This is a genomic window from Fictibacillus nanhaiensis (genome assembly GCF_023715445.1).
Classification (GTDB): domain Bacteria; phylum Bacillota; class Bacilli; order Bacillales; family Fictibacillaceae; genus Fictibacillus; species Fictibacillus nanhaiensis_D.
This window is the reverse complement of the sequence record NZ_JAMBOD010000006.1, coordinates 139,438-165,927: the sequence shown is the minus strand read 5'-3', so window position 1 is coordinate 165,927 and position 26,490 is coordinate 139,438. Positions and strand designations below refer to the sequence as shown.

Here is a 26,490-nt window from a genome sequence, read left to right as displayed (position 1 = left end):
TCCTTTTTAAACAGTTTCCCCTTCTATCATTAATGCTTTTCAAATAGATTTTGCTTGTTTAAATGCCCAGTCATAAAACTTTTTTGACACCAGCTGCTCATTTGTCATTGAAGCTCCAGGATATAAAGCAGTGGCGATAATGGAATGAATTCCGTAAAAACGCCTGATTCCAAATGATTTTTGAGCATTAAGTCTTTAATATTTTTAATTGAATATCTTTAATTAATGGGTCTTTAGTTGTCTTTATTCATTAGGAGGAATTAGATGAAAGCGATCGTTAATAACAAATATGGTCCACCTGATGTTTTACAATTAATCGAAATTGAAAAACAGATTCCTAAGGACAAACAAGTACTAGTGAAGGTTCATGCAGCATCCTTAAATTATGGCAATCTAGTTCTTTTAAAAGGAGAACCGTTCTTAGCCCGCTTGGCTTTCGGTCTTACAAAACCAAAATATCCTATACCTGGAGGTGACATAGCAGGTCGGATTGAAGCAGTTGGTAAAGATGTTAAGCAGTTTCAACCTGGAGATGAGGTCTTCGGAGATTTATCGTCTTGTGGCTGGGGTGGCTTTGCCGAATATGTAACTGTTCCCGAAAGTGCCCTAGCACTAAAACCAGCCAATTTATCCTTCGAGGAAGCAGCTGCGGTTCCTATGGCTGCAGTCACAGCTCTTCAGGCTATTCGGGATAAAGGCAAGATTCGATCGGGTCAAAAGGTTTTAATTAATGGTGCCTCTGGCGGTGTGGGAACTTTCGCAGTACAGATTGCCAAATCATTCGGAGCTGAGGTAACGGCTGTGTGCAGTACGAGAAATGTAAACAATGCACGAGTGATTGGCGCAGACCATGCCATCGATTATACGAGAGATGATTTTACTAAACGAACACAGCGTTATGATTTGATTCTAGGAGTTAACGGATCAAAACCGATTTCTGCTTATAAGCGTACGTTACATCCCAATGGCATTTTTGTTCATGTCGGAGGTTCTGGAGCTCAAATGTTTCAGACTATGCTCCTGGGTCCTTGGATTTCATTGACTGGGAGTAGGACAATGAGCAGCTTTTTACAAAGGCAAAACCAAAAAGATCTGGTTTTTATGAAAGAACTTCTTGAGTCGGGAAAAGTAAAGCCTGTTATTGATAGAAGTTATAAATTGAGTGAAGTTCCAGAAGCCTTTAGGTATTTTGAAGAAGGACACGCCCAAGGGAAAGTCGTCATTAGTGTGTGATCGTGAAATGTTTTTTGATGTATAAGGTGGAGTTCATTAAATTGAGCTCCTTTTTGTCGTTGTTTAGGAACAGATTAATTTTGAATGTTATGATTAACTACAAAAAGGTTTTGTTAATTTAGAAATTTGTTAATTCTATTAAAGTTATGGCTAAACTATTTTTAGTCTTAAAATAGAAAAAATGAGGTGTTTATATTGAAAAGATTCATCTTTCCGCTAATTTCGGTTCTCTTTCTTTCTGGTTGTTTCAATGAGGATAAAAACACATCCGAAAAAAGAGAGAAGGACGCAGTGGATGTGCTTGCCAGACAAGCGGAGGTAATCGCAACAGATCTAGAAATACCTTGGAATATCAACAAGCAGGATAACACCTTTTATATGAGCCAACGGCCAGGTTATGTCATTAAAGTGGATGGTAATAGCGGTTCAAAAACAGTTCAAAATGTAGAAGTTACAAAGAAAGTCCTGCATAGTGGGGAAGGAGGATTGCTAGGCTTTATTCTTGCTCCTGACTTTGATACTTCCCAAGAAGCGATTGCATACCATACCTATAGACAGGATGGTGCTGTTTATAACCGTATTATCGTGCTTAAACTTCAAGACAATACATGGACGGAAAGAAGAACTATCCTAGAAGGGATCCCTGGAGGAAGCATTCATAACGGTGGACGAATTAAAATTGGATACGATGGGAAATTGTTTGCAACTGCTGGTGATGCTGGGAATCCAGAAAATGCTCAAAACATTCAAAGTCTAGCAGGCAAAATATTGCGTATGGAATTAGATGGTACTGTACCAAGCGATAATCCATTTACCAATTCTTATGTTTATTCGTATGGCCATCGAAATCCACAAGGGTTAGCTTGGGATGATGCCGGAAATTTCTATAGCTCAGAGCATGGTCTGCAGGCTCATGATGAGATTAACTTAATAGAACCTGGAAAAAACTACGGCTGGCCGGTCATGGAGGGCGATGAACAAGCACCCGATATGGTTTCTCCCTTATTTCATTCAGGGAATGTCACATGGGCTCCATCAGGAATCGCTATTAAAGAGAATAAAATCTATGTGGCAAATTTACGTGGTGAGAGTATTCTAGTGTTTAATTTGACTGATAAAACGGTTAATCCTTTTTTTGAAAACGCGGGGAGAATGCGGGACGTACTGATTGAAGATGATGCATTATATACGATTACGAATAACCGTGACGGGAGAGGAACTCCACGGGAAGGTGATGATAAATTATTTAAACTGCCTTTAGAGGAGTAGGCGTGTGAATCGGGATCCGTTCATAATTATTGAAACAAAAACGTCTATACCACATAGGATATAAGGAATTTTCTAAAAGTGGGTGAAGGTGTTGAATCCTTATATTTTTAGACAAGATTGGACTGCCGTTTTACAGCTTTTAAATCAAAGCTTATACGCTGAAGAAATGGTTTGTTCCATGAGTACACAATTATTTGTCATCCCAGCTACAGCAGACCTAAAAGGAAATGCTGAAATGCATAATCATCTTGTTCCAGCTTCTTATCATCGGGTGACAGCCGTGGGAAGTGCAATACGTCTGCAAAATGGTGAAACACATGAGACGATTATTCAAATTTTGGTTTCATGTGTGAACAATGGACTAAAAGAAGATCAGGAAGTAATGAAATGGCTGCCTATCATGAGAGACGATACCCCTGATGAGTACAAACCGTTTGTTGAAACCATAATCAGATGGCAGCAACAAGCAGAACGAACTTTAACTTCAGCTAAACAGCTTTTAACACAAATGGGATATGAATCTCAAAATCAATAAAAAAAATGCTAGGTTATCAAGGTCAACATTCTGTGTTGGCTTTTTAATTATTTTAAGAAAAACGTATCTGATAAATAATTTAAGCATTTTTAACAGATGTAACAATTCTCTTAACAGCCCATAGGATATGAATAAAGTGCAGTTAGGCAAGGAGCAGTTTTATGTATAACTATTCAAGAGTGAATCCAAGTATTGTTTCTGTTGCCAGAGGAGATGTTACGGGGGATAAGGTTTCTGACAATGTGTATTTAACCGGAACAAAAACACCTGAAAGTCCTTTTATTCAAAATATTACGCTTGTCGTTCAGGACGGAAGAACAGGGAGAACAAGAAATGTACAATTAAGTGAAAATGCTGGTTACAACCCCACGTTATTTTTAGGAGATTTCACAGGTAACGGCGTGGATGATATTTTAATACGTATTGACTCTGGTGGTAGCGGTGCATTCACATATGACTATGTTTATTCTTTTGTGAATAATAACCCGCAGCTGTTATTCGATATCAATGTGTATAACGAGCAATTCCAATATGACGTTAGTTACCAAGACAACTATAAAGTGAAAGTGATCAGTAAGATTAATCATCTAACGTATTTAATAGATATTTCTTTGAGAGATCCAGAGTACTTGAGTGAAATTTATAATGCTAACGGAAAGTTAAAAAGTCCCATTGAGGGCTTCGTTAACCCATTAAGCGGGTTATATCCGGTTGATTTTGACTCTAATAAAGTCTATGAACTATTAGCCTATCAAAAGATCGCCGGCAGATATAATGCGGATGCTCTAGGATATGTTTTGAATACTTTAGGGTGGAAAAACGATCGTTTTATTTTGCAAAATCAGAATGTAGCGGTTGGTGGATATTAAGATAGGACAGCACTTGCCATTTAGGTAATAGTTTCGTTATCTCTAAAAAGGGTAATAAACTACAAAACCTTTAAGGAGGTGACTCTAAATGGCTACTGAAGTATTATGCAATGTAGAGAATTGTAAGTACTGGGAAGAAGGCGATAAATGTGTCGCTGACTCGATTTATGTCATTGGAGAAGATGGAAGAGAAGCTGGCAATGTTATGGAAACGGCTTGTAAAATGTTTTTTGTAAGTATGATTTTGGGAAATGGCAAGTTAGATATTCCGGTAGTGATAAGATTTATAAATATAATTATGAAAATGTGGTAAGGTATAAAATTTCAAAAGTAATAGATTCAAAAACTAATATTGTGTTTGAAAATAATCAACCATTATCAGGAATTATAAAAATATTGGATTTTGAGTTTTATATAAAGCTTGTCTTTAAGTCTGGATTTAGTAAAATTTATTCGAAATCTGAAATAATTATTGAGGATTCTAGATTAACCAATAAAGATGCAAATCTATGTTTTGAGTATTTAAAAACACTTGCAAATGTGGTAAGTGTTGATGAAGATTTAAAAGGAAAAATTAGCTTTTTAAGTAAGCAGTACAGCAAATTAACTACAATCAGCCCAAGAAGTGTTTTATCTGTTTATTTGGAGAAAAAATCTACAAACAAAGGGGATAAACTAACACATCCTATATTTCCCTTTGGCTTTAACTTAAGTCAAAAACTAGCGACTGAAAACGCATTGGCTAAACAAATCAGTATTATTGAAGGCCCTCCAGGTACTGGGAAAACTCAAACTATACTAAATATAATTGCCAATGCAGTTATTAATGATAAAACAGTAGCAGTTGTATCAAATAATAATTCTGCAACTGCAAATGTTTTTGAAAAACTGCAAAAATATAATGTTGATTTTATTGCAGCTTATCTAGGTAATAAAGAAAATCAGTCTAAATTCTTTGCTGAGCAAAATGAAATATTTCCAAATATGAATAATTGGGTTCTAGCAAAAACAGATCAGCAAACGATTAAGAAACAGTTAATAGAGTCTCAGCAGAAACTAAATGAAATGCTTGGTTATCAAAATGAACAAGCTGTATTAAAGCATAAAATATCTAACTTGCAAACTGAATTTGAATATTTTAATAAATACTATACCGAATCTAATTATAAGTCATTTAATTTAAATTCTTTTTCTCGAATTAGTTCCGACAAGATTTTAAAAATATTGCTAAATTATAAGCGAATTGCAGTTAAAGGAAAAATCCCATTAAGAAATAAGTTATACAACCTTTTGGCATATGGCATATATAACTTTAAAATTTATAACTTTTCACCGGAGGTTGTCGTTTCACTTTTGCAAAGAACTTATTACATTACAAAAATTAATGAGATGCAAATCCAAATTGATATACTATCTGAAAAGCTCAATAACTACAACTTTGAAAGAGAAATAAAAGAATTCAGTAGTAAATCTATGGAGTTATTTAAAGCTAAGTTAGCCGAAAAATGTAATTATTTGAATAGAAGGAAGATTTTTACTGATGAAGCTCTTTGGAAAAATAAAGAATTTAAATCTTTTATTAAAGAATATCCTGTGATTTTAAGTACGACTCATTCATTGCGTAATTGTGCAGTCAATAACTACTTGTTTGATTATGTAATAATTGATGAGTCTTCACAAGTTGATTTAGTTACGGGTGCTTTGGCTTTATCAAGCGCTAAAAATGCCGTAATTGTTGGTGATGTTAAACAACTTCCTAATGTAATCTCAAATGAAGTTGCAAATACTACAAGAAGAATATTTGATTCTTTTGAGTTAGATAGCGCATTTAATTATGCGGATCATAGTTTATTATCTTCTATGCTAAGTTTGTTTAAAAATATCCCTAAAACTCTCTTAAAAGAACATTATCGGTGCCATCCTAAAATTATAGGATTTTGCAATCAAAAGTTTTATAATAACGAACTTATTATATTAACAAATGCAGAACAAACTCTGAAACCACTAACCATTTACAAAACCGTAAAAGGAAATCACGCTAGAGGCAAAGTAAATCAACGACAAATTGATGTTGTCTTTAATGAAATTATTCCTGAACAAAAACTAAATAATGAAAAAAAATCAGTTGGAATTATTTCACCATTTCGTTTACAAGCAGATGAGTTAAAGAAGGTTATAAAAGGTAACAATATAGATTCTGACACGGTTCATAAATATCAAGGTCAAGAGAGAGATATTATTATTTTAACTACAGTTGCAAACGAAATAAAAATTAATGATTTTGTAGATAATCCAAACCTTATTAATGTTGCGGTTTCCCGTGCAGTAGAAAAATTAGTAATTGTTGTATCAGAAGGTAGCGATAAATGGGAAGGTACACATATTGGTGATTTAATAAAATATATCAAATATAATAACTTTGAAATAATTGAAAGCCAAATTTATTCGGTGTTTGACTTGCTTTATAGCAGTTATTCCGAAAAATTGTTAGATATTATGGTGAGTAGTAGGAATGTTTCTGCATATAAATCAGAAAACCTAATGAATGCAGTAATAGAAAAGGTATTAAGTATGCCGGAATTTAAAAATCTAAATCATATACTACACCAGCCTTTAAGGATGCTAATAAAAAACCATTATAAACTTACAGAAGAAGAACGAAAGTACGCATCAAATATATTAACTCATACTGATTTTGTCATCTTTAATAAGCTCGATAAATCTCCTGTTTTAGTCGTTGAAGTGGATGGTCATGAATATCATGCAAATAATCCAACTCAATTAAAGCGAGATAAATTAAAAGATGGAATTTTAGAGAAATACGGTATTCCTATAATAAGAATGAAAACAACTGGAAGTGAAGAAGAAAGGAGACTCCGGCAAAAACTTCTACATATCCTAAATGTTAGCAGAGAAGTGTAGTTTTTATTTATTGTTTAAGTTAAACAAGAAAAAAGGTGTTTTTTTATGCAAAAAATCATTGTAATTGGAGCTGGAATCCTTGGTGCATCTGCCGCTTATTACCTGGCTAAATCAGGTGCTGATGTGACATTGGTGGATCGCGGGGACAAAGGGCAGGCTACGGATGCTGCAGCTGGAATTGTGTGTCCTTGGCTTTCGCAGCGCCGGAACAAAGCCTGGTATCAGCTAGTAAAAGGCGGTGCCCGCTACTATCCGGAATTGATTGCTCAATTGGAAGCTGACGGTGAAATGGAAACGGGATATAAACGGGTAGGTGCGATAAGTCTTCATTCAGACCCCGAAAGGCTGGAAAAGATGGCTGAAAGAGCAATAAAACGGAGAGAAGACGCTCCTGAAATTGGTGAAGTTACGATACTATCACCTGCTGAAACAAAACGATTATTTCCTCCTATTTCAGAAGAATATGGATCTGTTTTTGTTAGCGGCGGGGCTCGTGTGAATGGAAGGGCACTGCGAAATGCTTTAGTAAGTGCAGCTGTAAAGAACGGAGCTAGTCTATTAAACGGTAACGCAGCAATTGTTCATGAAAACAACAGAGCCCTTGGAATAATCCTAGAGGGTAAAACGCTGCTTGCTGACAAAGTAGTCGTTACCGCAGGAGCATGGTCACACGAGTTAATGGAGCCACTAGGTATTAACTTCACAGTAACACCGCAAAAGGCTCAAATTGTTCATCTAGAATTGCTTCAAACCGAGACAAGCTCTTGGCCGGTTGTGATGCCTCCAACCAATCAATATATCCTCACATTCGAAGATGGCAGAGTAGTTGTCGGTGCAACACATGAGGATGAAGCGGTATTTGATCACCGAGTCACGGCAGGTGGAGTCAATGAGATTTTAACCAAATCTTTAGCTGTTGCGCCTGGTTTAGCAGACAGTACTATACTTGAGATCCGAGTTGGGTTCAGACCGTTTACACCTGGATTCTTACCAGTGATCGGTGCTTTGCCAAATTATGAAAACATCCTTCTCGCTAATGGGTTAGGAGCATCAGGACTGACTAGTGGCCCGTACCTTGGTGCGGAACTTGCAAAGCTTGCTCTCAATCAACAAACCGAAATTAACATAAGCAGCTATGATGTAGCAGGAGCACTTAAAGATCTCAAATAGAAGGTAAAAAGACAACTTTAGGGTTGTCTTTTTAAGTTATGGTTGGGGGTATAAAGATCACGAAACTTGTCGCGAGATGTCGACTCGTGGTTATATTCAAATTAACGTGGGATTAATAGGATCTAACGTGGGAAAAAATGAATTAACGTGGGATTATTCCCATTTTTCGTGGGATTCCTTAGGACAATACCGAAGGGGGTATCCGGATTTCATTTCCCAAAACTGTCCTATCCTACGCCAATGTTTTTTGGCTAAAGTAATCCAAGTACTCATTAACTTGAATAACATCATAAATCTTTTTTTCTAAACAGAATTTGATAACCAAATCAGCAGTTTCGCTATCGGAAAGTGAATATCCGCCTGACTCAAGCAGTTGGTGGAATTCTTCCTCATCTAGCTCAAGTGCTAACGCAAGTGCAATCACAGTACTCTTTTTAGGGCGATAATCCGAACTGGATCTAATTTTTGAAAAATGTCTTCGGTCAATGCCAGCTCTTTTGTAAATCTCTGTGTCACTTGCATCTTTTTGATCAATGAAACGAAACAATACTTCCTGAAGAGTTGGTTTTTGATTATTTTTAATAAAATGATCAAGTTCAATATGAAGGCTTTCGGAAATACACTCTTCCTTCATATCGGAGTACATACGGTCTTGTAATTCAATAATTAAGTGGTCCTGTATATAAGCTTCTAGTTCTTTAATTATTTTTTGATCGAGCATAAGATCAGCCTCCAAAATGTCGCTTTACAGGCGACCAAATGATGGATAAATGTAGCTATTATTATAGCATGACAAACAAACGTGGAGGATGATGAAGATGGATAAGAATTTAACGGAGATTATATTTTTGCTGGATAGAAGTGGGTCAATGTCTGGTCTTGAGAGTGACACAATCGGAGGTTTTAATTCATTTATTGAACGGCAATGCCAGTTGGAAGGAGATACGCTCCTCACAGCAGTTCTTTTTGATGACCAATATGAAGTATTGTGGAACGGAAAAGATGCGACGGAAGTAAAATTAACATCTAAAGAATATTACGTAAGGGGCACAACAGCATTATTAGACGCAGTAGGGAAAACCATTTTAGATGTAGGTCACCGATTATCAACAACAGATGAGAAGCAAAGACCTGGCCAAGTCATTTTTGTAATCACAACAGATGGCATGGAGAATGCCAGCAATGAGTTCACTTACAAAAAAGTAAAAGAACTGATCAAGCATCAGCAGGAGAAATACAGCTGGGAGTTTATATTCATGGGAGCAAATATTGACGCTGCAGAAGAAGCCGAGAGTTTGGGAATCAGTAAGGAAAATGCATTCGACTTTGAGGCATCAGAGGTTGGCGTTGAAAAGATGTACAATGTGATGTGTGAGGCAGTATCAGAGATAAGGCAGAAATAAAAGTTACATTCGGACACAAAGGGTCCCTGCGGTTAGAGGGGGCTTTTTCGTGTTAAATATTACTATTTTGGGGAACATAAAAATCATAGGAGGGATAAGTCATGAAAGATAAAAATGAAAAAGAAAACCAAGAAACCTCTGAAGGATTGAATGAACTTGTTGAAATCATTAATGCAAAAGGCGATACAGGAGAATTAAAAGAAATCGTAAATAAATATGACAAAGAAGAACATTCCCCATTATGTAATGACGATTTTTTCTACACAGACTTAAGAGCGATTGCAGAAGACGGAGCAAAAGAAGAGTAACATGTAAAAAGACAGAGTGCCAAAAATGGCTGCTCTGTCTTTAATATTTATACTAAAATCACCCACAAGATCATCGTGAAGACAATCGTCACAATACCTTGGAGAAGCGTAGCCATCGTCTGTGCTTTATATGCATCCGTCACTTTCATTCCTGTGAACTCTGTAACTACCCAGTAGAAGCTATCGTTTACATGGCTGACGGTCATCGCACCTGCTCCGATAGCCATAACCACTAGAGCAAGTGGTACTGCTCCTTCAATTCCAAGACCCGGAAGCAGCGGGGCTATGAGTGAAGAAGTAATAACAAGTGACGCAGTCGAAGATCCTTGTGCTGTTTTTAGAGCAGCTGCAATCAGGAATGGAATGAGCAGGAATAAAGCTCCGCTGAAAATATCACCAAGCGACCAGCTTTGAATGACATCAGCTATACCTGTATTTTTAATAACTCCTCCAAAAGCCCCGCCAGCTCCGGTAATTAATAAAATGGGAGCAGCATCTAATAAAGCTTCTCCTACCCATTTCGTCATCGTTTCTTCGTTGTATTTAGGAAGGAGGAAGAATGCAGCAATTACACCTGCCAGTAAAGCCACAAGCGGACTTCCTAAGAACAGAAAGAAGTTTGCCATATTTCCTTTTGCTCCTTGATACGTAACGATCGAACCGATTCCAATCAAAACAATTGGCAATAAAATCGGTAAAAAGGATAGGAACGTGGAAGGCATTTTTCCAAAAGAAGAGACGATTTCGTCATAATTTAACTCTTCACCATCGTCTTCAACTTCAATTTTACTTGCGACTTTCACAGCCCATAAATAACCGGCAATGGTCGCTGGAATGGCTACGATAAGTCCAATGATAATGATGGTTCCTAAAAAGTTATTTGCGCCGATGTTACCAGCGGCAGCAATAGGCCCAGGAGTTGGCGGGACGAGCGTATGTGTTGCGTATAATCCTGTAGCAAGTGCGACAGACATGGATGCTACAGCCACTTTTGCCCGTTTGGCGAGTGCTTTTCTTAAAGAGGATAAGATAACGAATCCAGAATCACAGAAAACAGGTATAGAAACAATGTAACCAATCATACTCATAGCAAGCTGAGGTCTTTTCGGTCCTACGAGTCGAAGAACGACCTCTGCCATACGAAGTGCGGCTCCTGACTTTTCAAGTATGGTACCGATAATCGTTCCAAAAACGATAACGAGACCGATTCCTCCCATCAAGCCACCGAATCCGGTGTTAACGTTTTCAACAATCTTCATCATAGGCATGCCAGAAGCGATTCCAACAAAGAATGTTCCTAAAATTAAAGATAAAAACGGATGCAGCTTAAACTTTGTGGTTGCGATTACAACGAAAAGTACGCCAATCAATAAAATAAGAAATAACATGTGGTGCCCTCCAATCCTTTTTTGTGAGAATCCTGAAGCAGGAGAGTGGTTAAACTTTCTACAAGTTTAGTACAAATCTTGAAAATGTCAATTCTCTTTTCAGAAAATTACAACTCTTAATTTGTGCATGAGGAAAAGCCATAAAAATATATGCAAAGAAAGAATAAAACATGCCCTTTTAAGTGAGAGTGAAGAAATGGTTTTGCTATTATAGTGATATAAGCTTATGTATAGGAGTTTTTACCATGAAAGAACAGTATTATGACCGAGTGCTAAACATCCATACACAAGGACCCCAAAAAGGGTTCCATCCATCGATTCATTATAATCGGTACGAACCTACACCATATCAGGCACTGGAGACACTCTTTGATCAGTATGTATTAAAGAGCAATGACCAGATTGTAGACTTTGGATGCGGAAAAGGGCGGCTAAACTTTTTTGTCCATCACATGTTTGACGCATCTGCAGTAGGAGTTGAGATGGATCAGTCGTTTTTGGATGAAGCACTCGAAAATAAGAGGAATTATATAAAGAAACACAGAAAGGGAAACAATCAGATTCATTTTCAATGCTGCTTGGCAGAAGAATACAAAATTGATTCAAAAGATAATCGTTTTTATTTCTTTAATCCGTTTTCTCTGCAAATTTTTATGAGAACGGTTAATAACATATTACGTTCCGTAGAGAAAACACCAAGGCAAATAGAAATCATTTTATATTATGCACCAGAGGAATATGTCTACTTTCTAGAGAATCAAACAGCATTTGAGTTAAAAGAAGAGATTGTTTTACCAAAACTGTACGAGCAAAACCCGTATGAAAAGTTTCTTATCTATTATTTGTCGTACGAAAAGGAGTGAGTTTAATGAGTCAAAAGAATCCTTTGTTAGAGGCGTTTAAACAAACGAAGTACCACATTCCCGGACATGGAAAACGGGAAATTCAGGTGTTGAAAGACGCACTGAGCAGTATGGATGGCAACCTTGAAAGTGATGTTTATGGCAGTGGCAAGATCATTGAAGACTTTCAGGAAAAGATGGCAAAATACTTAGGGAAAGAATCATCTGTCTTTTTCCCGAGCGGTACAATGGCGCAGCAGATTGCTTTAAGAATCTGGTGTGATCAAAAAGATTTAAAAAGAGTCGCTTATCATCCATTGTGTCATTTGGAAATTCATGAAGAAGATGGTTTAAAGAAATTGCACGGAGTAGAACCTGTTTTGTTAGCAGATAAAAACAGAGTGATTACACTAGAAGATGTTACAAGTATGAACCAGGAGATCTCCTGTTTGCTTCTGGAACTGCCACAGCGTGAAATTGGAGGTCAGCTTCCCGAATACGATGAACTTGTGGCTATTTCAAACTACTGTCGGAATAAAGGAATAAAACTGCATTTGGATGGCGCGAGATTGTTTGAAATTCTTCCTTTCTACCAAAAGTCAGCAGCTGAAGTTTGTGCCCTTTTTGACAGTGTCTATGTTTCCTTTTATAAAGGAGTCGGCGGGGTAGCTGGTGCAATTCTTGCTGGTCCAAAAGATTTTACAGAGGAATCAAAGGTATGGAAAAGACGCCATGGCGGTGACTTGATCAGCCTTTATCCTTATATTATCAGCGCAGATTATTACTTTGACCAGAGAGTACATAAAATGGGTCAGTATTATGAAAATGCGAAAGAGCTCGCAGCATATTATAATCAATGTTCAAGTGTTAAAACAGTTCCTGAAATACCTATATCGAATATGTTTCATGTTTATTTTGATTTGCCGAAAGAAAAGATAGAGTCAATTTTAATTGGGGTATATAACGATGTTGGGATTGGGTTATCAGGGTATGTTAAAGAAATAGATAAAGATACATGCTTTTATGAAGTAAGCATGGGAGATCATTACGCTGCAATCCCTAAAGAAAAATTAGAAGAATTGTTTCAAAAGCTTGGTGAAAGAATAAATAAAGATATCGTAACCGTTGATTGAACCCATCTTGTATGATGGGTTTTTTTAATGTTTAGGGCACAAATTTAATAGAATGTGGACAAGTACCGTTCCTATACCTCGTCAATTTCATAGAATATTAGAACTTGAATGAAGGAGGTTTTTTTATGTTTGGATATTCTATGGTACAGATTGTACGTTCACATTCTCATAAATTAGATAAATCTTTACGTGATATCGTACTTAACTTGTATAAACCATTTAAATGGACACCTTGTTTTTTGCACAATCTGTTAGAAGGTTTAATTAAAAAGAATAAGAGATTGTCTGTCATTATCGAGTTGGAAGAAAATTGTTTTGAAGAAGGGTGCTCTGAAATTCACCATCTTTTTTCAAATCAAAGAAAATGTAAGATCAGGAATCGTTTTTCTGCTGTTTCCTGCTGCAGTGCTGATATAACACCATCAATATTGGAAGAGCTGCTAACAGGCTGCAGTCACGTTAAAAAAGTATATTTAAACCGTGAAGTGAAAACCTTGTTGGATGTTGCTGTACCCTCAGCGAACGCCAAAAATGTAATTCGTAACGGTACAGCATTAACGGGTGAAGGTATTACAATAGCCATTATTGATACAGGTATATATCCACATCAGGATCTTTCGGGGAGAATTACAGGATTCGTTGATTTCATCAATCAAAGGACAGATCCATATGATGATAATGGACATGGAACACATTGTGCAGGTGATGCTGCTGCTGCTGGATCAGCTTCCGCGGGCGTCTATAGTGGACCTGCCTCAAAAGCAAATGTAATTGGAGTAAAAGTATTGGATCAGCTAGGATCCGGTTCATTAGAAACAGTTATGCAAGGCGTACAATGGTGCATAGATTATAATCAACAAAATCCAGAAAATAAAATAGATATTATTAGCATGTCCTTAGGTGCAGCTGCCCAACAGTATAATAAAGAAAATGATGATCCAATGGTTCAAATCGTAGAAGCAGCATGGGAAAGTGGAATTGTCGTAGTTGTTGCTGCTGGAAACGAAGGACCAGAAGCTGGTACAGTCGCGAGCCCAGGTATAAGTGATCAAGTCATTACAGTTGGGGCTCTAGATGATAGAAACACGGCTGGAAATAAAGCAGATGATGATGTAGCAAGCTTTTCAAGCAGAGGACCTACACTTTACGGGAATGTAAAACCTGATATATTAGCTCCTGGTGTAAACATCGTGTCATTACGTTCGCCGAACTCCTATTTGGACAAGCTGCAAAAATCCAGCAGAGTCGGATCTCAGTATTTCATGCTCTCAGGAACATCGATGGCAACACCGATCTGTGCAGGAATCGTGGCTCTCATTTTGCAGCAAAATCCAAATCTTACTCCACAGGAAGTAAAGTCCCTTTTGATGAATGGCGCTGATTTATGGAGAGACAGAGATCCGAATGTTTATGGTGCTGGCTATATAAACGCTGAAAATTCAATCCAAAAATAAAGAAAACTCAAGCTGAAACATGCTTGAGTTTTTTTGCCGATTGGTTTGTTTCTGTTGTGCAGTTACCTTCTAATTCCCGCATGATCTTCTTATAGTTTTTTAACGTATAAATTTTATCTGTGTAAGTGCTCTTAAACTTATGATCATTTGTTATATACATAATGGCATGGTAGGGAAAATACGTTTTGTTTACTCGGAAACGCAGGTCCTTCCACATCACAAAGTAACCGCTTTTTCTTTTCTTCACAAAGGGATAGGCAAATTGTGTTGAAGCAAGAAAGTCGGTGATATCTGTTTCGTTTTTGCTCTTTTCTATTAAATCCTGATGGTCTGATTGTTTGGGCAGTTTGTGTTCAATTTTAATCTTCGCTGCAGAATAGACGCCGAAGATCCATTCATCCTCATGATCGATTAAAAAGTCCCATGTCAGCAGATCGGATCTAGGAATAAGTTTTATCCGGATGGGCTCAGGATAATATAAACGCAGATGTTTTTTGATTCTTCCTGCATAAAAAGTCCGAAATAATATGTGCAAAAGGATAATTAGATAAACAAAAGAAAAGATGATTCCCGGTTCAAAGAAAGGGATTAAAGCAAAACCAACTGCATGCAGCCCCAATATAAACGGATCAACTAATGGAATGGAATCAAAGGAGATCCACTTGGATGAGATGGGTCGTACAGCTTGTGTCCCATATACATTAAAAAGATCAAATACCACATGTAGAATAACAGCCAGAAACGTCCACATAAATAGATGCAGAAAAGATGAATCAGCGAAAAAAGGATGAATGATTCCTGAAACGGCGAGACCCCACAATGGAAGCGCAGGTAAAGAGTGTGACCATGCCCGGTGATTTCGGAAGTAGCTCCCTTTCCCTTTAAGCTTATATACACAGTCTGCATCAGGCGCGTTTGAACCGATAACGGTTCCTAAGATTACGGCTTGAGACAATGAATTTTCTGCCACAACCGGATCTATTTGTGCAAGAGAACCTAATCCTAACCCGATGACAATATGAGAAGTTGTATCCATTGGTGCTGCCTCCCTTATGGTAAAATTAATGATTGCTGTTCGGATTGGTTGATCGCATAATCCGTGATCATTTTTGATGAGTGTCCTTTGTGAATATGATGCAGCTGCTGTCTCATCGTGTTCATGAGTTTTTCATTATCAAACAGCTCCTGAACGCTGTCATAGATCTCATTTGCTGAATGACAGACGACTGCGGCACCTTTCTGGCTGAAATATTGAGCATTTTCAGCTTCTTGACCAGGTACTGGCTTATAAAAGATTAAAGGAAGGTGTAAAGCAGCTGCTTCCGAAATTGTAATGCCCCCGGGTTTTGTAATGAGGCAATGAGAGATTTGAAAAACTTCATGGATGTTATCTACATAACCGAATAATCGAAAGGATCCCGGATGTTGGATTGCAAGGGGCAGAAGCTTTTCATAAAGTGCTTTATTTTTACCGCAGACCACTATTACTTGAAGTGAAGGGTTCTTTAGCAAGAGCTTTGCAAGGTCCTTTACATTCTTCAATACACCTTGGGCCCCAGCAAGCACCGTAACCACTCTGTTGCTTGGAGTAATTTGATATTTTCTAAAGATGGATGGTTTATCAGCTGTAGAATAAAATTCAGAACCGATAGGAATGCCGCTGACGGTAATTCGTTTTTCATCAACGTTATGTTCTACCAAGCCGTTCTTCACAATATCAGCTGCGACAAAATAGTGGTCAATTAACGGGTTGATCCAAAATGGATGAGCGCAATAATCTGTGATAACGGTATACGTCGGTATTGAGTATTTTGCTTTTTTTATTAAAAAGGGTGCAGAATTAAGAGGGAAAGTTGAAATAACAAACTGCGGACGGTGTTTTGTGATCAGCTCTTGAAGCCTCTTTCGGCCAAGGTAACGGGAAAACTGGGCGATCCCTTTGCCGTTTAATTTATTGGTCCCGTAATACCACCATTTGTAGAACGAGGTTCCGTACGAAAAGCTTTTCAGGAATAAAGACTGTGTAATTTGGGACATCCGCGGATAGGATTCTCCAAAAAGGTCGGATATGATTGGCTCGTAACCGTTATTGCGAAGTTCATCTGCTAAGACATTTGCTACCTGAATATGACCGCTTCCGTAATGTGCAGTAAGAATTAAAGCTGTTGGACGTTGCATAAGATAACCTCCTCCAAGTCTTTTTTTCAGCATATCACGGGAATTTAAAGGCAATATGAAGGTACAGGCCATATTTGTTAAGGAATTGATAAGAATTATTTTGGATATAAAGTTGCGGTAGTTGTCACCAAAGTTACATCAACCTATAATAAAATAGAAGCTAATCATTTATAGATTAATCCGGTAATCATGGTGTCTGTTACAGACTTAAAAGGGAATCTGGTGAAAATCCAGAGCTGTACCCGCAACTGTAAGTGCTGATGAAATAAGCGAAACCACTGTCTTCGGACGGGAAGGGCTTAAAGTAAAGTGAAGCACAAGTCAGGAGACCTGCCATGTTATAGCGTTGATCTTCTTCGGGAGTTGGGAAGATAAGACGAGGGTATTTTAATAAATTTGTTCCTTATTAAATATTCTTGCGTTCCCCATCCTTTGTGGTGGGTTTTTTATTTGTTAGTTGATAAGCTTCGAATCTCGTGGTCATACCAACTCCCGCTACTAAAAACAGGGGCATAAAAGCTCCGGGAATGAGGAATGGCATGGAACAATTATCATCAAATGTCTCAAGAACGATTCAAACGAAACTTGTATTGCCTCCAGATACAAATCATATGGGAACCATTTTCGGGGGAACGGTATTATCGTATATCGATGAAATCGCAGCGATCTCTGCAATGAAACATAGCGGAAAGGTTGTTGTAACGGCATCCATTGATAATGTGAACTTTTTATCCTCCGCCAAAGTGGGCGATATATTAATTCTTGAAGGTGTCGTCATTTCAACAGGCAGGACTTCAATGGAAGTGTATGTGAAGGTAGAATGCCAAAACTTAGAGACAGGGAACAGAACGTTAAACACAACATCAATACTTACGATGGTTGCGATTGATAACGATGGGAAACCAACACCTGTTCCGAGTGTTATACCGGAAACAGAAGAGGAAACATCATTTTTTGAGAATGCTCAGTTGAGGAAGGAACGAAGGCTGTTATATAAAAACGTGAATCAATAGCCTTTAATAATTAAAGCAGGTAAGATAGATGGTGAAGGAAGGAGTGAGAATCCCAGTGAAAATCAAGAATATGTTTTATGTATCCCTGGGATTCTTATTTCTTGGATTAGGAATTGTGGGTATCATTATGCCACTGATCCCTACAACACCTTTACTGCTTTTAGCGTCTTATTTTTTTGTAAAAGGTTCTAAAAAGTTTGAGTTGTGGTTTAAAGGTACTGCCATATATAAAAATCATTTAGAAGAATTTATCAAAGAAAGATCTATGACCCGAAAAAAGAAAATCATGATCAACTTGTTTGCTGATGCCATGATTGCTGTGGCTTTTTTTATGACGGAGAGTACGGTAGTGAAGGTAGTGCTGCTTCTAATTGTTGCGTATAAATACTATTATTTTATAACCAAGATTAAAACCGTATAAAATAAAACCCTGAGTACAAAAATACGTACTCAGGGTTTCTGCATTTATTGAATAATCGCAGAGCTGCCTGCTAACGATTCAGGTGTTTTCCCTAGAGCAAGCTGGCTAAGTCTGGAGTATCCAGTATGTTTATAAGCGGTGAATACTTTTCTTACTTCATTAATATCTTTATCACCTGTTAATCGTTGCATTTCTTTTTTATACAAACGGATAACAGACCCAATAACAAATTCAGGTTTGGCGTTTCCGGGATCCTCATTCATTATTAAGCATCCCATGTACTGATACTTTAGCTGCATGGCACGGGTTAAGTTAATTACATCGATTAGCTTTTCGAAAAGCACAGGATAGGATTGCTCTAATTTATTTAGTGCAGTTTGTGCTGATTTTAGTTCATTTTGGCTGCATAATGTGATCATACATATACCTCCTCTTTTACATCCCACGGTTTATCAAGAGAAATGACAGCTGCTAATTCTTTACTCTTCATTCGTCTCAGCTTTCGGACTTCTGCTCTTTCTTTCGCTGTTTCATATAAGAATTTCTCTTCTTCTGTTTCAGGGATGACTTGTGGAACGTCAACAGGCTTTTTATCTTCACCTAAAGCTACGAAAGTTAAGAAGGCTGTCGCAGCAATTCTTCTATCGCCTGTAATCATGTCTTCAGCAATCACTTTGCAAAAGATCTCCATTGAGCTTTTACCGGTATATGAAACAAACGATTCAATGCAGACAGAGTCGGTTTGATGGATTGGATGTAAAAAGTCAATTGAATCCGTTGAAGCTGTTACACATTCTTTTACTCTGGCGTGTCTGCGTGCAGATAAGGTAGCATTGTTATCCAGCTTTCTCATCAAAACTCCGCCGAAAAGGGTATTATAATTATTTAAATCCAGAGACATAACCTGGTCAGTATTAATAATGCGGCTTTCTCGCGCTTTCTTTTTGTTCATTTGAATCATTCCTTCCAAGATGTAAATTTCCATTTACAAGGTAAGTGTAACGCCTGAATTACCATGAAGTAAAATGGTTATTTTTCATTTGTACCATAGCCTTTATCTATGAAAATGCTTACACCTATGCCGTAACTGCATAAAAAAAGACCACTCCCAGTGGAATCGTCTTTTTTATAGTTGTTCTTTTACAAAACGCAGCCATTCTTTTGCAGCAAAAGATAAATATTGATCTTTTCTCCAAATAAGTGCGAGTTCCCAACCTATTGAGGGATTCACAACCTTGAGCGTTCTAACTTTTGTAGTAAGATGCCTGCAGATACTTTCAGGTAATAAAGAAACACCAAGTTTACAAGCGACCATTTCTTCGATGAACGACCATTGTGAACTTTCGGAGATTACATGGGGATTAAAGCCGGCATGGTTACAAGAAGAGATGATGCGATCATGCAAAACAAAATCCTTATTGAACAGTATAAAAGATTCATTGCTGAGATCGGATAGGTTAACTTTTTCATATCGGGCAAGTGGATGATCAGGGTGAATAATTAGCTGCAAATCTTCCTTCATAAAAGAAAAATATTGAAAGACATCGTTGTTTGTAGGTAGTACAACAACCCCTATGTCTAGGTGATGATTTGCCACTTCTTCCTCAATTCTCTTTGAGCCATCTTCCATCAATTCAAAGGTTATGGCTGGATACTTTTCATGAAAGCTTCCTACCAGCTTGGGAAAAAGATGGGAGTCAAAAATCGGGGGTAATCCGATACGAATATGCCCTTTTTGAAGTCCCAGTAAATTATCCATTTCAGATTCTAAATTATTAAAAGCTTTATCAACGAGTTTAGCTTGTTCATATACGACCCGGCCTGCATCAGTTAAAATGAGTTTCTTTCTGCTGGAGCGGTCAAATAGGATCAAACCTAATTCATCTTCTAAATTTTTGATCATTTTACTTATTGTGGGCTGAGTGATGAACAATTCCTCAGCAGCACGGGTAAAGCTATTATATTTTGCAACTTTAATAAAGTATTGTAATTGTTTAATGTCCATTTCTACACCTGATTTCTTTTAGAAAATCTTTATCTAAGTTTAGTATGTAGCTTATCAAAATAAATTACCAAATACTACTTATGAAAATGAAAAAAGAACAGCCTCATTTAGGCTGCCTCACATATTACTATCACTAAATAATATAAACCAATGTCCTGGATAGCTTGTTGGCAGGACAAGTTCCCCAAGGGTTGTATGAACCGGCATCTCCTGATCGCCAATGAAAGGCTTTGTATATTCCTATACAGTGTCCATTTCTCTCCTCCTTTCTTATTCGTTCTGGTTTCCCAGCATTTTGCTCCTTTTTAACAATTGAGATTCACCGTTCTTTTCCCATTTTTCTACGATTTCGAAGGCTTCTTCTGGCGTAAAGCCTTGGCCGACTAATACACCTGACAGGATAAATTCTTGAAACAGGTATGTCCGGTTATTCCTTTCTTCTGACTCTTTAAGAGCTCTTTTTACAAGCGGATCAATATACATCACCCACTGATCAGCCGTACTTTGTGTCTGAGTTTCTGTTTGCGTTTGCATTTGAGCCGAAATTTCTGTTTCTGGACTGCGGGATGAACCTGGCTGGCTGTTAAGTGTGAATAAGTAATTGTACTTCGCGCTATGTTTAATCTCATCTGTAATGATGTTGAACAAGATGTCCCGATAATATGTGTTTGGCAGACCTTGACGAATCACACGGTATTTCTCAACTGCTGCCAATTCGCCAAACAGCGCTTTTACTAGACCATCTTTATACGTTCTTGGACGCTGAAACTCTTCGCCGGCTGCTTGTGGAACCTCTTTACCAGTAAGGTCTTTATAAATTTTCCTGAACAACCGGTTATGTCTTCTTTCATCATCCCGGATTGAAGCGATGATTAACTTTTCCTCGTTTGTCGGTGCCACTGAGATCAGGTACTCGTAAAATAATTGATCTTCTCTTTCTCCAGCAACGGCTTCTTTAATAAGCTGCAATGAAAGCTGTAGAGCTTGCTGCTGGCCGCTTGTCTGCTGTTGTTGCGGATTCGTATAGCTCATATGCGTACCTCCAAAAAATAAAGTCGCAATAGTCTATGCAAAAGCCCAACTTTTGTTCTCTGTCTCTGCTTTTAAACACCACTTGTCCATCACGTGAATATGAATGAAATTATAGCTTGTTTCATATTTAAGGAGTGTTCAGATTGAATGAACTGTTTTGGCTAGCGTTAGGTGCAGCAGCCGTTCTTTTCACAGAGGCAGCCGGCTGGCTTTATTGGCGCTATTTGGGAAAAGGTTCGATAAAAAGTTATATGAATGAAGATCAGAAACCAGAGGGGGATTTTCAGGTAATACGTAAAATTAGAACGCCCACACAGAAGATTGCTTTAGTAGATGTTAATGGTGAGATGTGGATCTATGGCAACGGTGATGTAATGTTCAGTACCACGCAGGATGAAAACGAGTATGCCGATGTGATTGTTCACATTCCAATGGCCGCTGCAAAGAACGTCAAAAATGTTTTGATCATTGGCGGCGGGGGTGGAATCACAACTCGTGAAGCGTTGCGTTATGATGGAATTGAAAAGATAACTTCAATAGATGTTGATGAGGTCATGATAAACTTTGGTAAAAATTTAGACCGTTTAGTGGAGTTCAACAAAGGATCGCTAAATCATCCAAAAGTGGAGACGGTTATAGCGGATGGAAGAAACTTTGTTGAGAAAAGTACAGAAACTTGGGATGTCATCATAGTCGATATCCCAGAACCGACGTCAAAATGCCCGAGTCTATCAAGGCTATTTACTTTGGAATTTTATAACCAGTTAAAAGATCATTTGAATCCAGGAGGCGCTATCTCAATAGCCTGTTCTACTTCCAGCTGGATGCCGGAATACATGTGGAGTATTGAAACCACTCTGCAAGAAGCAGGATTCTTCACTATTCCATTCCACAATTTCTCTATAAAAGACGGAGAAGACTGGGGCTATATTTTGGCCACAACGCTCCCGGTAGCTGCAGAGGATATTAAATTAAAAGTTCCTTCTGATTTCCTGACAGAAGAGCGCCTGCAAGACGTTTTGCACCTTCCATATTACTTAGTAAATTGGGAGAACAAAGGAAAAATTCAGACCGACAGAAATACCGTATTGCTGGATATTGTAAAAGAAGCGTTTGGGTATTAAACAAAAAGCACTCGCTTGAAAAAGCAGATGCTTTTTTCACGTGAAGAGCAATGGGAAGCAACTTAGTGGTTTCTTTCTGCAGGTCGGTTAAAAGTGGATTTACGAGGAGATTTTGCTGACATATACTGGTGACACAAAGCTAAACAGTCCTTTAAGGAAAGGAGGACGAGAGATGAAGTTAACTATCCATGAAAGTGACGACCAAGATGAATTGGAGATAATCGTAAAGTGCAGGGAGATGAACGAGGAAGTAATTAAAGTATTAACTTCAATACGAACGCTAGAACGAAAAGTGCTTGGAACGTTAGACGGTAAGATACATTTGCTCCTGCCAAATGATATTTATTATTTTGAGTCAGTTGACAAAAAGAACTTCGCCTACACGAAGCAATCGGTTTATGAAGTTTCGCTTAGACTGTATCAAATTGAGGAGCTGTTTGGAGACGGGAATTTCTTTCGTGCTACAAAAGCGACAATCCTGAATCTCGACAAAATTAAAACGATTACGCCTCGTCTGGGAGGCAGGGTAGAAGTTACGCTTGAGAATGGTGAAAACATGATTGTTTCCCGTCAATATGTACCTGTATTAAAAGAAAAACTGGGTTTCTAAAAGGAGGTTGTTAAAGATGTGGAAAAAAATAATGGAGTTTACACTTGGATTTAAAACAATGATGGGATTGTTTTTCTCAGCAGGAATTATCATTTATGTGGTGTTCGGATTCATACTGGGGGTTCGTGAAATCTCGTTTGAGATGATCGTGCAAATCTTCTTTTTAAGCATTTTTGTAACGGGTCTTCAGTATTTGTTCTGGGATGAGGAAAACAAAGTGAAAATGTCCGTGATTGGCAAGCTGTTTGTGCAATATCTTTTGTTAGGGGCAGTGCTGTTTGGAATGTCACAGCTGTTTGACTGGTTTGAGGTCGGGACAAAAACGTTCTATAACATGCTTATTTTATATCATGTAATCTATTTAGGCGGTATTTTTGGATTTTCGATTTACTTTAAAGTGCTCGGCATGCGATTTAATCAGAAAATGATTCATTATCGGGAGCAAAAGCAGGGCAGATAGTGTTCATCATGAAAGTTTATAAGTCTTCAAAAAGATTTATAGGTCTTCATAAAAATTTATAGGTCTTCAAAAAAATTTATAAGTCCTCAAATTTTTTTATAAGTCTTCAGAAATTTAAGGGCACAAAAAAGGATGACCATCAAAAGTCATCCCTTTCCTTTTAAGCGCCTTTACGTACTAAATCTACTTTATTAGATTTTTCTCCGAACAAGTAATCTTTTACAGCGTTTGTAGAGAATTTCGCTTTCTTAACAAACAGCGGGTTCAACACTACGACCGATGCAAAGTTAGCCATCAGTCCCCAGAATCCTTCGTAGATTCCAAGTGATGTTCCGGTTGAGTAAACGGTGAACGTTACTGTCAGTCCAACAAGCAAGCCGATGATTGTTGCTTCCCTCGTTTGATTTCTCCAGAATAAGCTGATTACGATTGCAGGGAAGATCTGTACCATACCTGATACACCAAGCAGCTGAAGTGATACTAGCGCTTGCGGGAACACAAGTCCAAACAATAAAGCCAGTCCGATTACTACAAAAACCATTCCGCGCGTAATCATTGTTAGTTTTGCGCCTTTTACTTTTGGATTAATCAAATCTCGATAAATGTTATTGGCGAAAAGATTCGATGCACCGATCGCCATAATGGAACATGGGATGAGCGATGCAAGTGCAATGGTTGAATAAGCCAACCCTTGACCAATTCCGCCATACGACGTTTGAATCAAAGCTAATAATGCAAAGCGTGGATCCGTGCCGTCTGGCAGTACTAGAAACGCTATAAAACCTAAGAAAACCACAAGAATTAAAACGATATTGTATAAAGGCAGAAAAAGTGCATTTTTACGAATGGCATCAGCACTTTTTGCTGTGAAGACGCCTGTTGCAGCATGTGCCCACATGAACAAAGCTAGTGCGGAGACAAAAGATGCTGTAATGAACCATGGAATACCTTTTGGCCCTTCGTTTGGAATCGTTAGAAGCTGAGGAGCTTCTGTTACGATCTTATCGACCATTGGGTCCCAGCCGCCAAAGTGCATGATTGGCAGAGAAACAACCATAAATAACATAATGGCCCAAACGAGCACATCTTTAATAATAGCTGTATATGTTGGTCCCTTGATTCCGCTGAAAAATGTATAAAGAGCTACAAGCAAGAATGAAGTGATAACGACCACTTTTACATTGATAAAGCCTGTCCCAGCTACTTGAAGCGTATCTTGAATACCGCTTAGCTGCAGACAAATGTAGGGTATGAGCATAAGTACGCCAACGATGGCGATTAGAGAGGAAAGCAGCTTAGAATCAAAACGCTCTCTCGCATAATCCGCAAGTGTTGTCAGTTTATGTTGATTAGCTACTTTCCAAAGCTTAGGAAGGAAAAAGTAAGAAATAAAGTAGGCGAGAACCGAGTACGGAATCGCAAAGAACGCTAGACTTCCTGCTGTGTAAGCCGTGCTTGTTAATCCAAGGAACGTATATGCTGTATAAAGATCGGCTCCAACCAAAAACCAGACTAACAGACCGCCAAAACGTCTTCCGCCAACAGACCATTCTTCAACAGAGCTACGAGTAGCTTTGTCTCTGCCTGCAAGAAATCCGATAAGAACAACTGTGAGAATAACAAACATTGTGATTGAAAGTGCTGTAAGATTTCCCTGCTGCATTTAATCCAATCCTCCTTGAGATTTCTGAAGTTGATAGATGCCAAAGGTGCAAAAAGGAGTTAAGACAATCCATAAAAACAGCCAAAATTGAAGAAACGGCAAACCAAAAATAATGGGGTCAATCCTGTTTGCGAATGGTAAGACGACCAGTTGGGCTAAAAATGGCAAGGCAATTAATAAGATCATAAGAATTTTTTTCATGATGCTACGCTCCTTCTCAGGTGTATTGGAAATATAATGTTCACAATCATAACAGCTTTAAAAGCGCGTAACAAGAGGAATTATATAAATTTTTAAAATATTTACTCTAATTTGAAAATGAAAGGGTTTACAATAAAAAATCCCATTTCAACTGAATGAAATGGGTCTTTATTTAAGCCTACCAATTTTTAGTCTTCCTCTTTTTCAAAAAGACACGAATAATAGTTAATCCAGAAAAAACAGCATTGAATCCAGAAAAAAGCACCCTCAATCCAAAAATTTTGACGTTCAATCCACAAATTTCAGACCTCAATCCACAAATTCAATAATGTGTCCTTCTGAAACGGACAAGCCTTCAAAAAACACAAAAAAAGCCGACCATAATCGGCCAGCTTCCATTCTCTCTACCACAAAAACGGCTTCACTACCATAAACCACAGCATGATCATCAGCAAAATGAGGTAGATCCATACTGCTTTTTTTAATTTGTCTGCTAAAACATTTTGATCAATGCCTTCTTCTTCAAACTTGCGAAGAGTCGGCGAAAATGCACGAGCCAAAAAGAACAGCGAGCAAAATAAAATAATAAGTGTCACCAAAACCCACGGTGTACTCCATGTCCACGGTCCTAAGATCAATAAGAGAACCCCGGATCCCACGAGGACATGCCCAGCATGTTTCGCTAGCCAGACGATAAAACGAAACGTATCAAGATGTGCATGTATCTCTGAACCTTCAGCTGTCCGAAGTTTTTTTATAATCGGAAACAGAATAAAGAAGGGCCCGATTGAGATGATTACACTCAGAATATGAATATATACTAGACCCCTATACAATAAATCCATTCTTGTGCGTGTTATCCTTTAACAGGATTGAACTCGTGCACCCATACTCTCATGTGAGGGAGCCAAGGCATTCCTGGGTGGTATGATAAAATCGCTTCTTTATATGCCTCTACTGTTTCGAAACCTTCATCTTGTGCATGTTTGTCTGTTAATTCACCTAATGACTGTGAGTAAACATTGTCCACTACAAACTTGTGGCCTTGTAATTCCATAATTTCACCTACATCAGCATATCTTCCGTTACGGCGTGTTGCTGTCTTCTTGCCTTCGATTACTTTAGCAACATCCTCAGGCATCGTTACCAGTCTTTCAATCGAACACGTTTTTGGCGGCAAATTGTTGTTTTCATGATTTGTCATATGTAAAAACTCCCTTTCTGTTTTCTCCATTTTCTAATGTATCACATTTCATA

Annotated in this window: 29 protein-coding genes and 1 riboswitch; of the genes, 17 read left to right on the top strand and 12 right to left on the bottom strand. The window is 37.9% G+C overall.

What is annotated here, in order from left to right; all coding sequences use genetic code 11:
- The first annotated feature begins 264 nt into the window (after window positions 1-264).
- The 7 genes from M3196_RS16180 to M3196_RS16150 all read left to right on the top strand — a co-directional run bounded on the left by M3196_RS16180 (window position 265) and on the right by M3196_RS16150 (window position 7,998).
- A complete protein-coding gene (locus M3196_RS16180) occupies window positions 265-1,233 on the top strand; it encodes an NAD(P)-dependent alcohol dehydrogenase (RefSeq protein ID WP_251323351.1) in 969 nt (322 codons plus the stop codon).
- Between the two features lie 186 nt (window positions 1,234-1,419).
- Window positions 1,420-2,502 (top strand): PQQ-dependent sugar dehydrogenase, encoded by a 1,083-nt coding sequence (locus tag M3196_RS16175; RefSeq protein WP_338082958.1) that lies wholly within the window; start codon window positions 1,420-1,422, stop codon window positions 2,500-2,502.
- An 88-nt stretch (window positions 2,503-2,590) separates the two neighbouring features.
- Window positions 2,591-3,037, top strand: coding sequence for a hypothetical protein (locus tag M3196_RS16170; RefSeq protein WP_251323349.1), 447 nt, complete (start codon window positions 2,591-2,593; stop codon window positions 3,035-3,037).
- Between the two features lie 161 nt (window positions 3,038-3,198).
- A complete protein-coding gene (locus M3196_RS16165; RefSeq protein WP_251323348.1) occupies window positions 3,199-3,906 on the top strand; it encodes a VCBS repeat-containing protein in 708 nt (235 codons plus the stop codon).
- Between the two features lie 88 nt (window positions 3,907-3,994).
- Window positions 3,995-4,219, top strand: a complete 225-nt coding sequence (locus M3196_RS22260; protein WP_425311016.1) for a DUF1540 domain-containing protein — start codon at window positions 3,995-3,997, stop codon at window positions 4,217-4,219.
- 83 nt (window positions 4,220-4,302) lie between these two features.
- Window positions 4,303-6,828: an AAA domain-containing protein gene (locus M3196_RS16155; RefSeq protein ID WP_251323347.1), complete on the top strand. Its 2,526-nt coding sequence runs from the start codon at window positions 4,303-4,305 to the stop codon at window positions 6,826-6,828.
- Between the two features lie 45 nt (window positions 6,829-6,873).
- A complete protein-coding gene (locus M3196_RS16150) occupies window positions 6,874-7,998 on the top strand; it encodes an NAD(P)/FAD-dependent oxidoreductase (protein ID WP_251323346.1) in 1,125 nt (374 codons plus the stop codon).
- Window positions 7,999-8,230: 232 nt separating this feature from the next.
- Here the strand turns inward: M3196_RS16150 and M3196_RS16145 are convergent, their stop codons facing one another.
- Entirely contained in the window at window positions 8,231-8,719 is a 489-nt protein-coding gene (locus M3196_RS16145) for a hypothetical protein (RefSeq protein ID WP_251323345.1), read from the bottom strand.
- A gap of 97 nt (window positions 8,720-8,816) precedes the next feature.
- Here M3196_RS16145 and M3196_RS16140 point away from each other — a divergent pair, with 97 nt between their 5' ends.
- Window positions 8,817-9,401, top strand: a complete 585-nt coding sequence (locus M3196_RS16140; protein WP_251323344.1) for a vWA domain-containing protein — start codon at window positions 8,817-8,819, stop codon at window positions 9,399-9,401.
- Window positions 9,402-9,502: 101 nt separating this feature from the next.
- Entirely contained in the window at window positions 9,503-9,709 is a 207-nt protein-coding gene (locus tag M3196_RS16135) for a hypothetical protein (RefSeq protein ID WP_251323343.1), read from the top strand.
- 47 nt (window positions 9,710-9,756) lie between these two features.
- Here M3196_RS16135 and M3196_RS16130 read toward each other — a convergent pair whose 3' ends face one another.
- Window positions 9,757-11,097, bottom strand: coding sequence for a GntP family permease (locus M3196_RS16130; RefSeq protein ID WP_251323342.1), 1,341 nt, complete (start codon window positions 11,095-11,097; stop codon window positions 9,757-9,759).
- 245 nt (window positions 11,098-11,342) lie between these two features.
- Between M3196_RS16130 and M3196_RS16125 the strand changes: the two genes are divergently transcribed.
- From M3196_RS16125 to M3196_RS16115, 3 genes are all read left to right on the top strand, one after another.
- Window positions 11,343-11,960 carry a class I SAM-dependent methyltransferase gene (locus M3196_RS16125; protein ID WP_251323341.1) on the top strand — a complete coding sequence of 206 codons (618 nt, stop codon included), beginning with the start codon at window positions 11,343-11,345 and terminating at the stop codon, window positions 11,958-11,960.
- Window positions 11,961-11,965: 5 nt separating this feature from the next.
- The gene (locus M3196_RS16120; RefSeq protein WP_251323340.1) at window positions 11,966-13,072 is read left to right on the top strand and encodes a threonine aldolase family protein; all 1,107 of its coding nucleotides are present in this window, start codon (window positions 11,966-11,968) and stop codon (window positions 13,070-13,072) included.
- 125 nt (window positions 13,073-13,197) lie between these two features.
- Complete coding sequence (locus M3196_RS16115) at window positions 13,198-14,526, top strand: S8 family peptidase (protein ID WP_251323339.1); 1,329 nt, start codon at window positions 13,198-13,200, stop codon at window positions 14,524-14,526.
- Between the two features lie 7 nt (window positions 14,527-14,533).
- On the opposite strand, the gene M3196_RS16110 is transcribed toward M3196_RS16115, so the two are convergent.
- Together M3196_RS16110 and M3196_RS16105 are read right to left on the bottom strand one after the other, a co-directional pair.
- Window positions 14,534-15,562, bottom strand: coding sequence for a metal-dependent hydrolase (locus tag M3196_RS16110; RefSeq protein WP_251323338.1), 1,029 nt, complete (start codon window positions 15,560-15,562; stop codon window positions 14,534-14,536).
- A gap of 14 nt (window positions 15,563-15,576) precedes the next feature.
- Entirely contained in the window at window positions 15,577-16,704 is a 1,128-nt protein-coding gene (locus M3196_RS16105) for an MGDG synthase family glycosyltransferase (RefSeq protein WP_251323337.1), read from the bottom strand.
- Between the two features lie 174 nt (window positions 16,705-16,878).
- Window positions 16,879-17,056, top strand: a riboswitch (cobalamin riboswitch).
- Window positions 17,057-17,243: 187 nt separating this feature from the next.
- On the opposite strand from M3196_RS16105, the gene M3196_RS16100 reads away from it, so the two are divergent.
- Complete coding sequence (locus M3196_RS16100) at window positions 17,244-17,717, top strand: acyl-CoA thioesterase (protein ID WP_251323336.1); 474 nt, start codon at window positions 17,244-17,246, stop codon at window positions 17,715-17,717.
- 55 nt (window positions 17,718-17,772) lie between these two features.
- Window positions 17,773-18,138, top strand: coding sequence for a YbaN family protein (locus tag M3196_RS16095; protein ID WP_251323335.1), 366 nt, complete (start codon window positions 17,773-17,775; stop codon window positions 18,136-18,138).
- Between the two features lie 44 nt (window positions 18,139-18,182).
- Here the strand turns inward: M3196_RS16095 and M3196_RS16090 are convergent, their stop codons facing one another.
- The 4 genes from M3196_RS16090 to M3196_RS16075 all read right to left on the bottom strand — a co-directional run bounded on the left by M3196_RS16090 (window position 18,183) and on the right by M3196_RS16075 (window position 21,175).
- Complete coding sequence (locus M3196_RS16090) at window positions 18,183-18,557, bottom strand: hypothetical protein (protein ID WP_251323334.1); 375 nt, start codon at window positions 18,555-18,557, stop codon at window positions 18,183-18,185.
- Window positions 18,554-19,090, bottom strand: coding sequence for an acyl-CoA thioesterase (locus M3196_RS16085; protein WP_251323333.1), 537 nt, complete (start codon window positions 19,088-19,090; stop codon window positions 18,554-18,556). Before M3196_RS16085 ends, M3196_RS16090 begins: the two co-directional genes overlap by 4 nt.
- A 174-nt stretch (window positions 19,091-19,264) precedes the next feature.
- A complete protein-coding gene (cidR, locus tag M3196_RS16080) occupies window positions 19,265-20,143 on the bottom strand; it encodes a cidABC operon transcriptional activator CidR (RefSeq protein WP_251323332.1) in 879 nt (292 codons plus the stop codon).
- Between the two features lie 270 nt (window positions 20,144-20,413).
- Window positions 20,414-21,175, bottom strand: coding sequence for a ferritin-like domain-containing protein (locus M3196_RS16075; protein ID WP_251323331.1), 762 nt, complete (start codon window positions 21,173-21,175; stop codon window positions 20,414-20,416).
- Between the two features lie 134 nt (window positions 21,176-21,309).
- Here M3196_RS16075 and M3196_RS16070 point away from each other — a divergent pair, with 134 nt between their 5' ends.
- The 3 genes from M3196_RS16070 (at window position 21,310) to M3196_RS16060 (ending at window position 23,369) form a co-directional block, all read left to right on the top strand.
- Window positions 21,310-22,299 carry a spermidine synthase gene (locus M3196_RS16070; RefSeq protein WP_251323330.1) on the top strand — a complete coding sequence of 330 codons (990 nt, stop codon included), beginning with the start codon at window positions 21,310-21,312 and terminating at the stop codon, window positions 22,297-22,299.
- A 172-nt stretch (window positions 22,300-22,471) separates the two neighbouring features.
- The gene (locus M3196_RS16065; RefSeq protein ID WP_251323329.1) at window positions 22,472-22,909 is read left to right on the top strand and encodes a LytTR family DNA-binding domain-containing protein; all 438 of its coding nucleotides are present in this window, start codon (window positions 22,472-22,474) and stop codon (window positions 22,907-22,909) included.
- Between the two features lie 16 nt (window positions 22,910-22,925).
- The gene (locus tag M3196_RS16060) at window positions 22,926-23,369 is read left to right on the top strand and encodes a hypothetical protein (protein WP_251323328.1); all 444 of its coding nucleotides are present in this window, start codon (window positions 22,926-22,928) and stop codon (window positions 23,367-23,369) included.
- A gap of 160 nt (window positions 23,370-23,529) precedes the next feature.
- Here the strand turns inward: M3196_RS16060 and M3196_RS16055 are convergent, their stop codons facing one another.
- The 4 genes from M3196_RS16055 to M3196_RS16040 form a co-directional block, all read right to left on the bottom strand.
- Entirely contained in the window at window positions 23,530-25,032 is a 1,503-nt protein-coding gene (locus M3196_RS16055; RefSeq protein WP_251323327.1) for a sodium:solute symporter family protein, read from the bottom strand.
- Complete coding sequence (locus M3196_RS16050) at window positions 25,033-25,233, bottom strand: DUF3311 domain-containing protein (protein ID WP_276531402.1); 201 nt, start codon at window positions 25,231-25,233, stop codon at window positions 25,033-25,035.
- 404 nt (window positions 25,234-25,637) lie between these two features.
- Entirely contained in the window at window positions 25,638-26,078 is a 441-nt protein-coding gene (locus M3196_RS16045; RefSeq protein WP_251323326.1) for a hypothetical protein, read from the bottom strand.
- Between the two features lie 11 nt (window positions 26,079-26,089).
- Window positions 26,090-26,437: an ASCH domain-containing protein gene (locus M3196_RS16040; RefSeq protein WP_251323325.1), complete on the bottom strand. Its 348-nt coding sequence runs from the start codon at window positions 26,435-26,437 to the stop codon at window positions 26,090-26,092.
- Window positions 26,438-26,490: the final 53 nt, after the last annotated feature.

Bases quoted from the DNA above. Each gene is read 5' to 3' on its own strand.
- M3196_RS16180 (WP_251323351.1), top strand. From the start codon at position 265: ATGAAAGCGATCGTTAATAACAAATATGGTCCACCTGATGTTTTACAA.
- M3196_RS16165 (WP_251323348.1), top strand. From the start codon at position 3,199: ATGTATAACTATTCAAGAGTGAATCCAAGTATTGTTTCTGTTGCCAGA.
- M3196_RS22260 (WP_425311016.1), top strand. From the start codon at position 3,995: ATGGCTACTGAAGTATTATGCAATGTAGAGAATTGTAAGTACTGGGAA.
- M3196_RS16150 (WP_251323346.1), top strand. From the start codon at position 6,874: ATGCAAAAAATCATTGTAATTGGAGCTGGAATCCTTGGTGCATCTGCC.
- M3196_RS16145 (WP_251323345.1), bottom strand. From the start codon at position 8,719: ATGCTCGATCAAAAAATAATTAAAGAACTAGAAGCTTATATACAGGAC.
- M3196_RS16140 (WP_251323344.1), top strand. From the start codon at position 8,817: ATGGATAAGAATTTAACGGAGATTATATTTTTGCTGGATAGAAGTGGG.
- M3196_RS16135 (WP_251323343.1), top strand. From the start codon at position 9,503: ATGAAAGATAAAAATGAAAAAGAAAACCAAGAAACCTCTGAAGGATTG.
- M3196_RS16130 (WP_251323342.1), bottom strand. From the start codon at position 11,097: ATGTTATTTCTTATTTTATTGATTGGCGTACTTTTCGTTGTAATCGCA.
- M3196_RS16125 (WP_251323341.1), top strand. From the start codon at position 11,343: ATGAAAGAACAGTATTATGACCGAGTGCTAAACATCCATACACAAGGA.
- M3196_RS16120 (WP_251323340.1), top strand. From the start codon at position 11,966: ATGAGTCAAAAGAATCCTTTGTTAGAGGCGTTTAAACAAACGAAGTAC.
- M3196_RS16115 (WP_251323339.1), top strand. From the start codon at position 13,198: ATGTTTGGATATTCTATGGTACAGATTGTACGTTCACATTCTCATAAA.
- M3196_RS16110 (WP_251323338.1), bottom strand. From the start codon at position 15,562: ATGGATACAACTTCTCATATTGTCATCGGGTTAGGATTAGGTTCTCTT.
- M3196_RS16105 (WP_251323337.1), bottom strand. From the start codon at position 16,704: ATGCAACGTCCAACAGCTTTAATTCTTACTGCACATTACGGAAGCGGT.
- M3196_RS16100 (WP_251323336.1), top strand. From the start codon at position 17,244: ATGGAACAATTATCATCAAATGTCTCAAGAACGATTCAAACGAAACTT.
- M3196_RS16090 (WP_251323334.1), bottom strand. From the start codon at position 18,557: ATGATCACATTATGCAGCCAAAATGAACTAAAATCAGCACAAACTGCA.
- M3196_RS16085 (WP_251323333.1), bottom strand. From the start codon at position 19,090: ATGAACAAAAAGAAAGCGCGAGAAAGCCGCATTATTAATACTGACCAG.
- cidR (WP_251323332.1), bottom strand. From the start codon at position 20,143: ATGGACATTAAACAATTACAATACTTTATTAAAGTTGCAAAATATAAT.
- M3196_RS16075 (WP_251323331.1), bottom strand. From the start codon at position 21,175: ATGAGCTATACGAATCCGCAACAACAGCAGACAAGCGGCCAGCAGCAA.
- M3196_RS16065 (WP_251323329.1), top strand. From the start codon at position 22,472: ATGAAGTTAACTATCCATGAAAGTGACGACCAAGATGAATTGGAGATA.
- M3196_RS16060 (WP_251323328.1), top strand. From the start codon at position 22,926: ATGTGGAAAAAAATAATGGAGTTTACACTTGGATTTAAAACAATGATG.
- M3196_RS16055 (WP_251323327.1), bottom strand. From the start codon at position 25,032: ATGCAGCAGGGAAATCTTACAGCACTTTCAATCACAATGTTTGTTATT.
- M3196_RS16050 (WP_276531402.1), bottom strand. From the start codon at position 25,233: ATGAAAAAAATTCTTATGATCTTATTAATTGCCTTGCCATTTTTAGCC.
- M3196_RS16045 (WP_251323326.1), bottom strand. From the start codon at position 26,078: ATGGATTTATTGTATAGGGGTCTAGTATATATTCATATTCTGAGTGTA.
- M3196_RS16040 (WP_251323325.1), bottom strand. From the start codon at position 26,437: ATGACAAATCATGAAAACAACAATTTGCCGCCAAAAACGTGTTCGATT.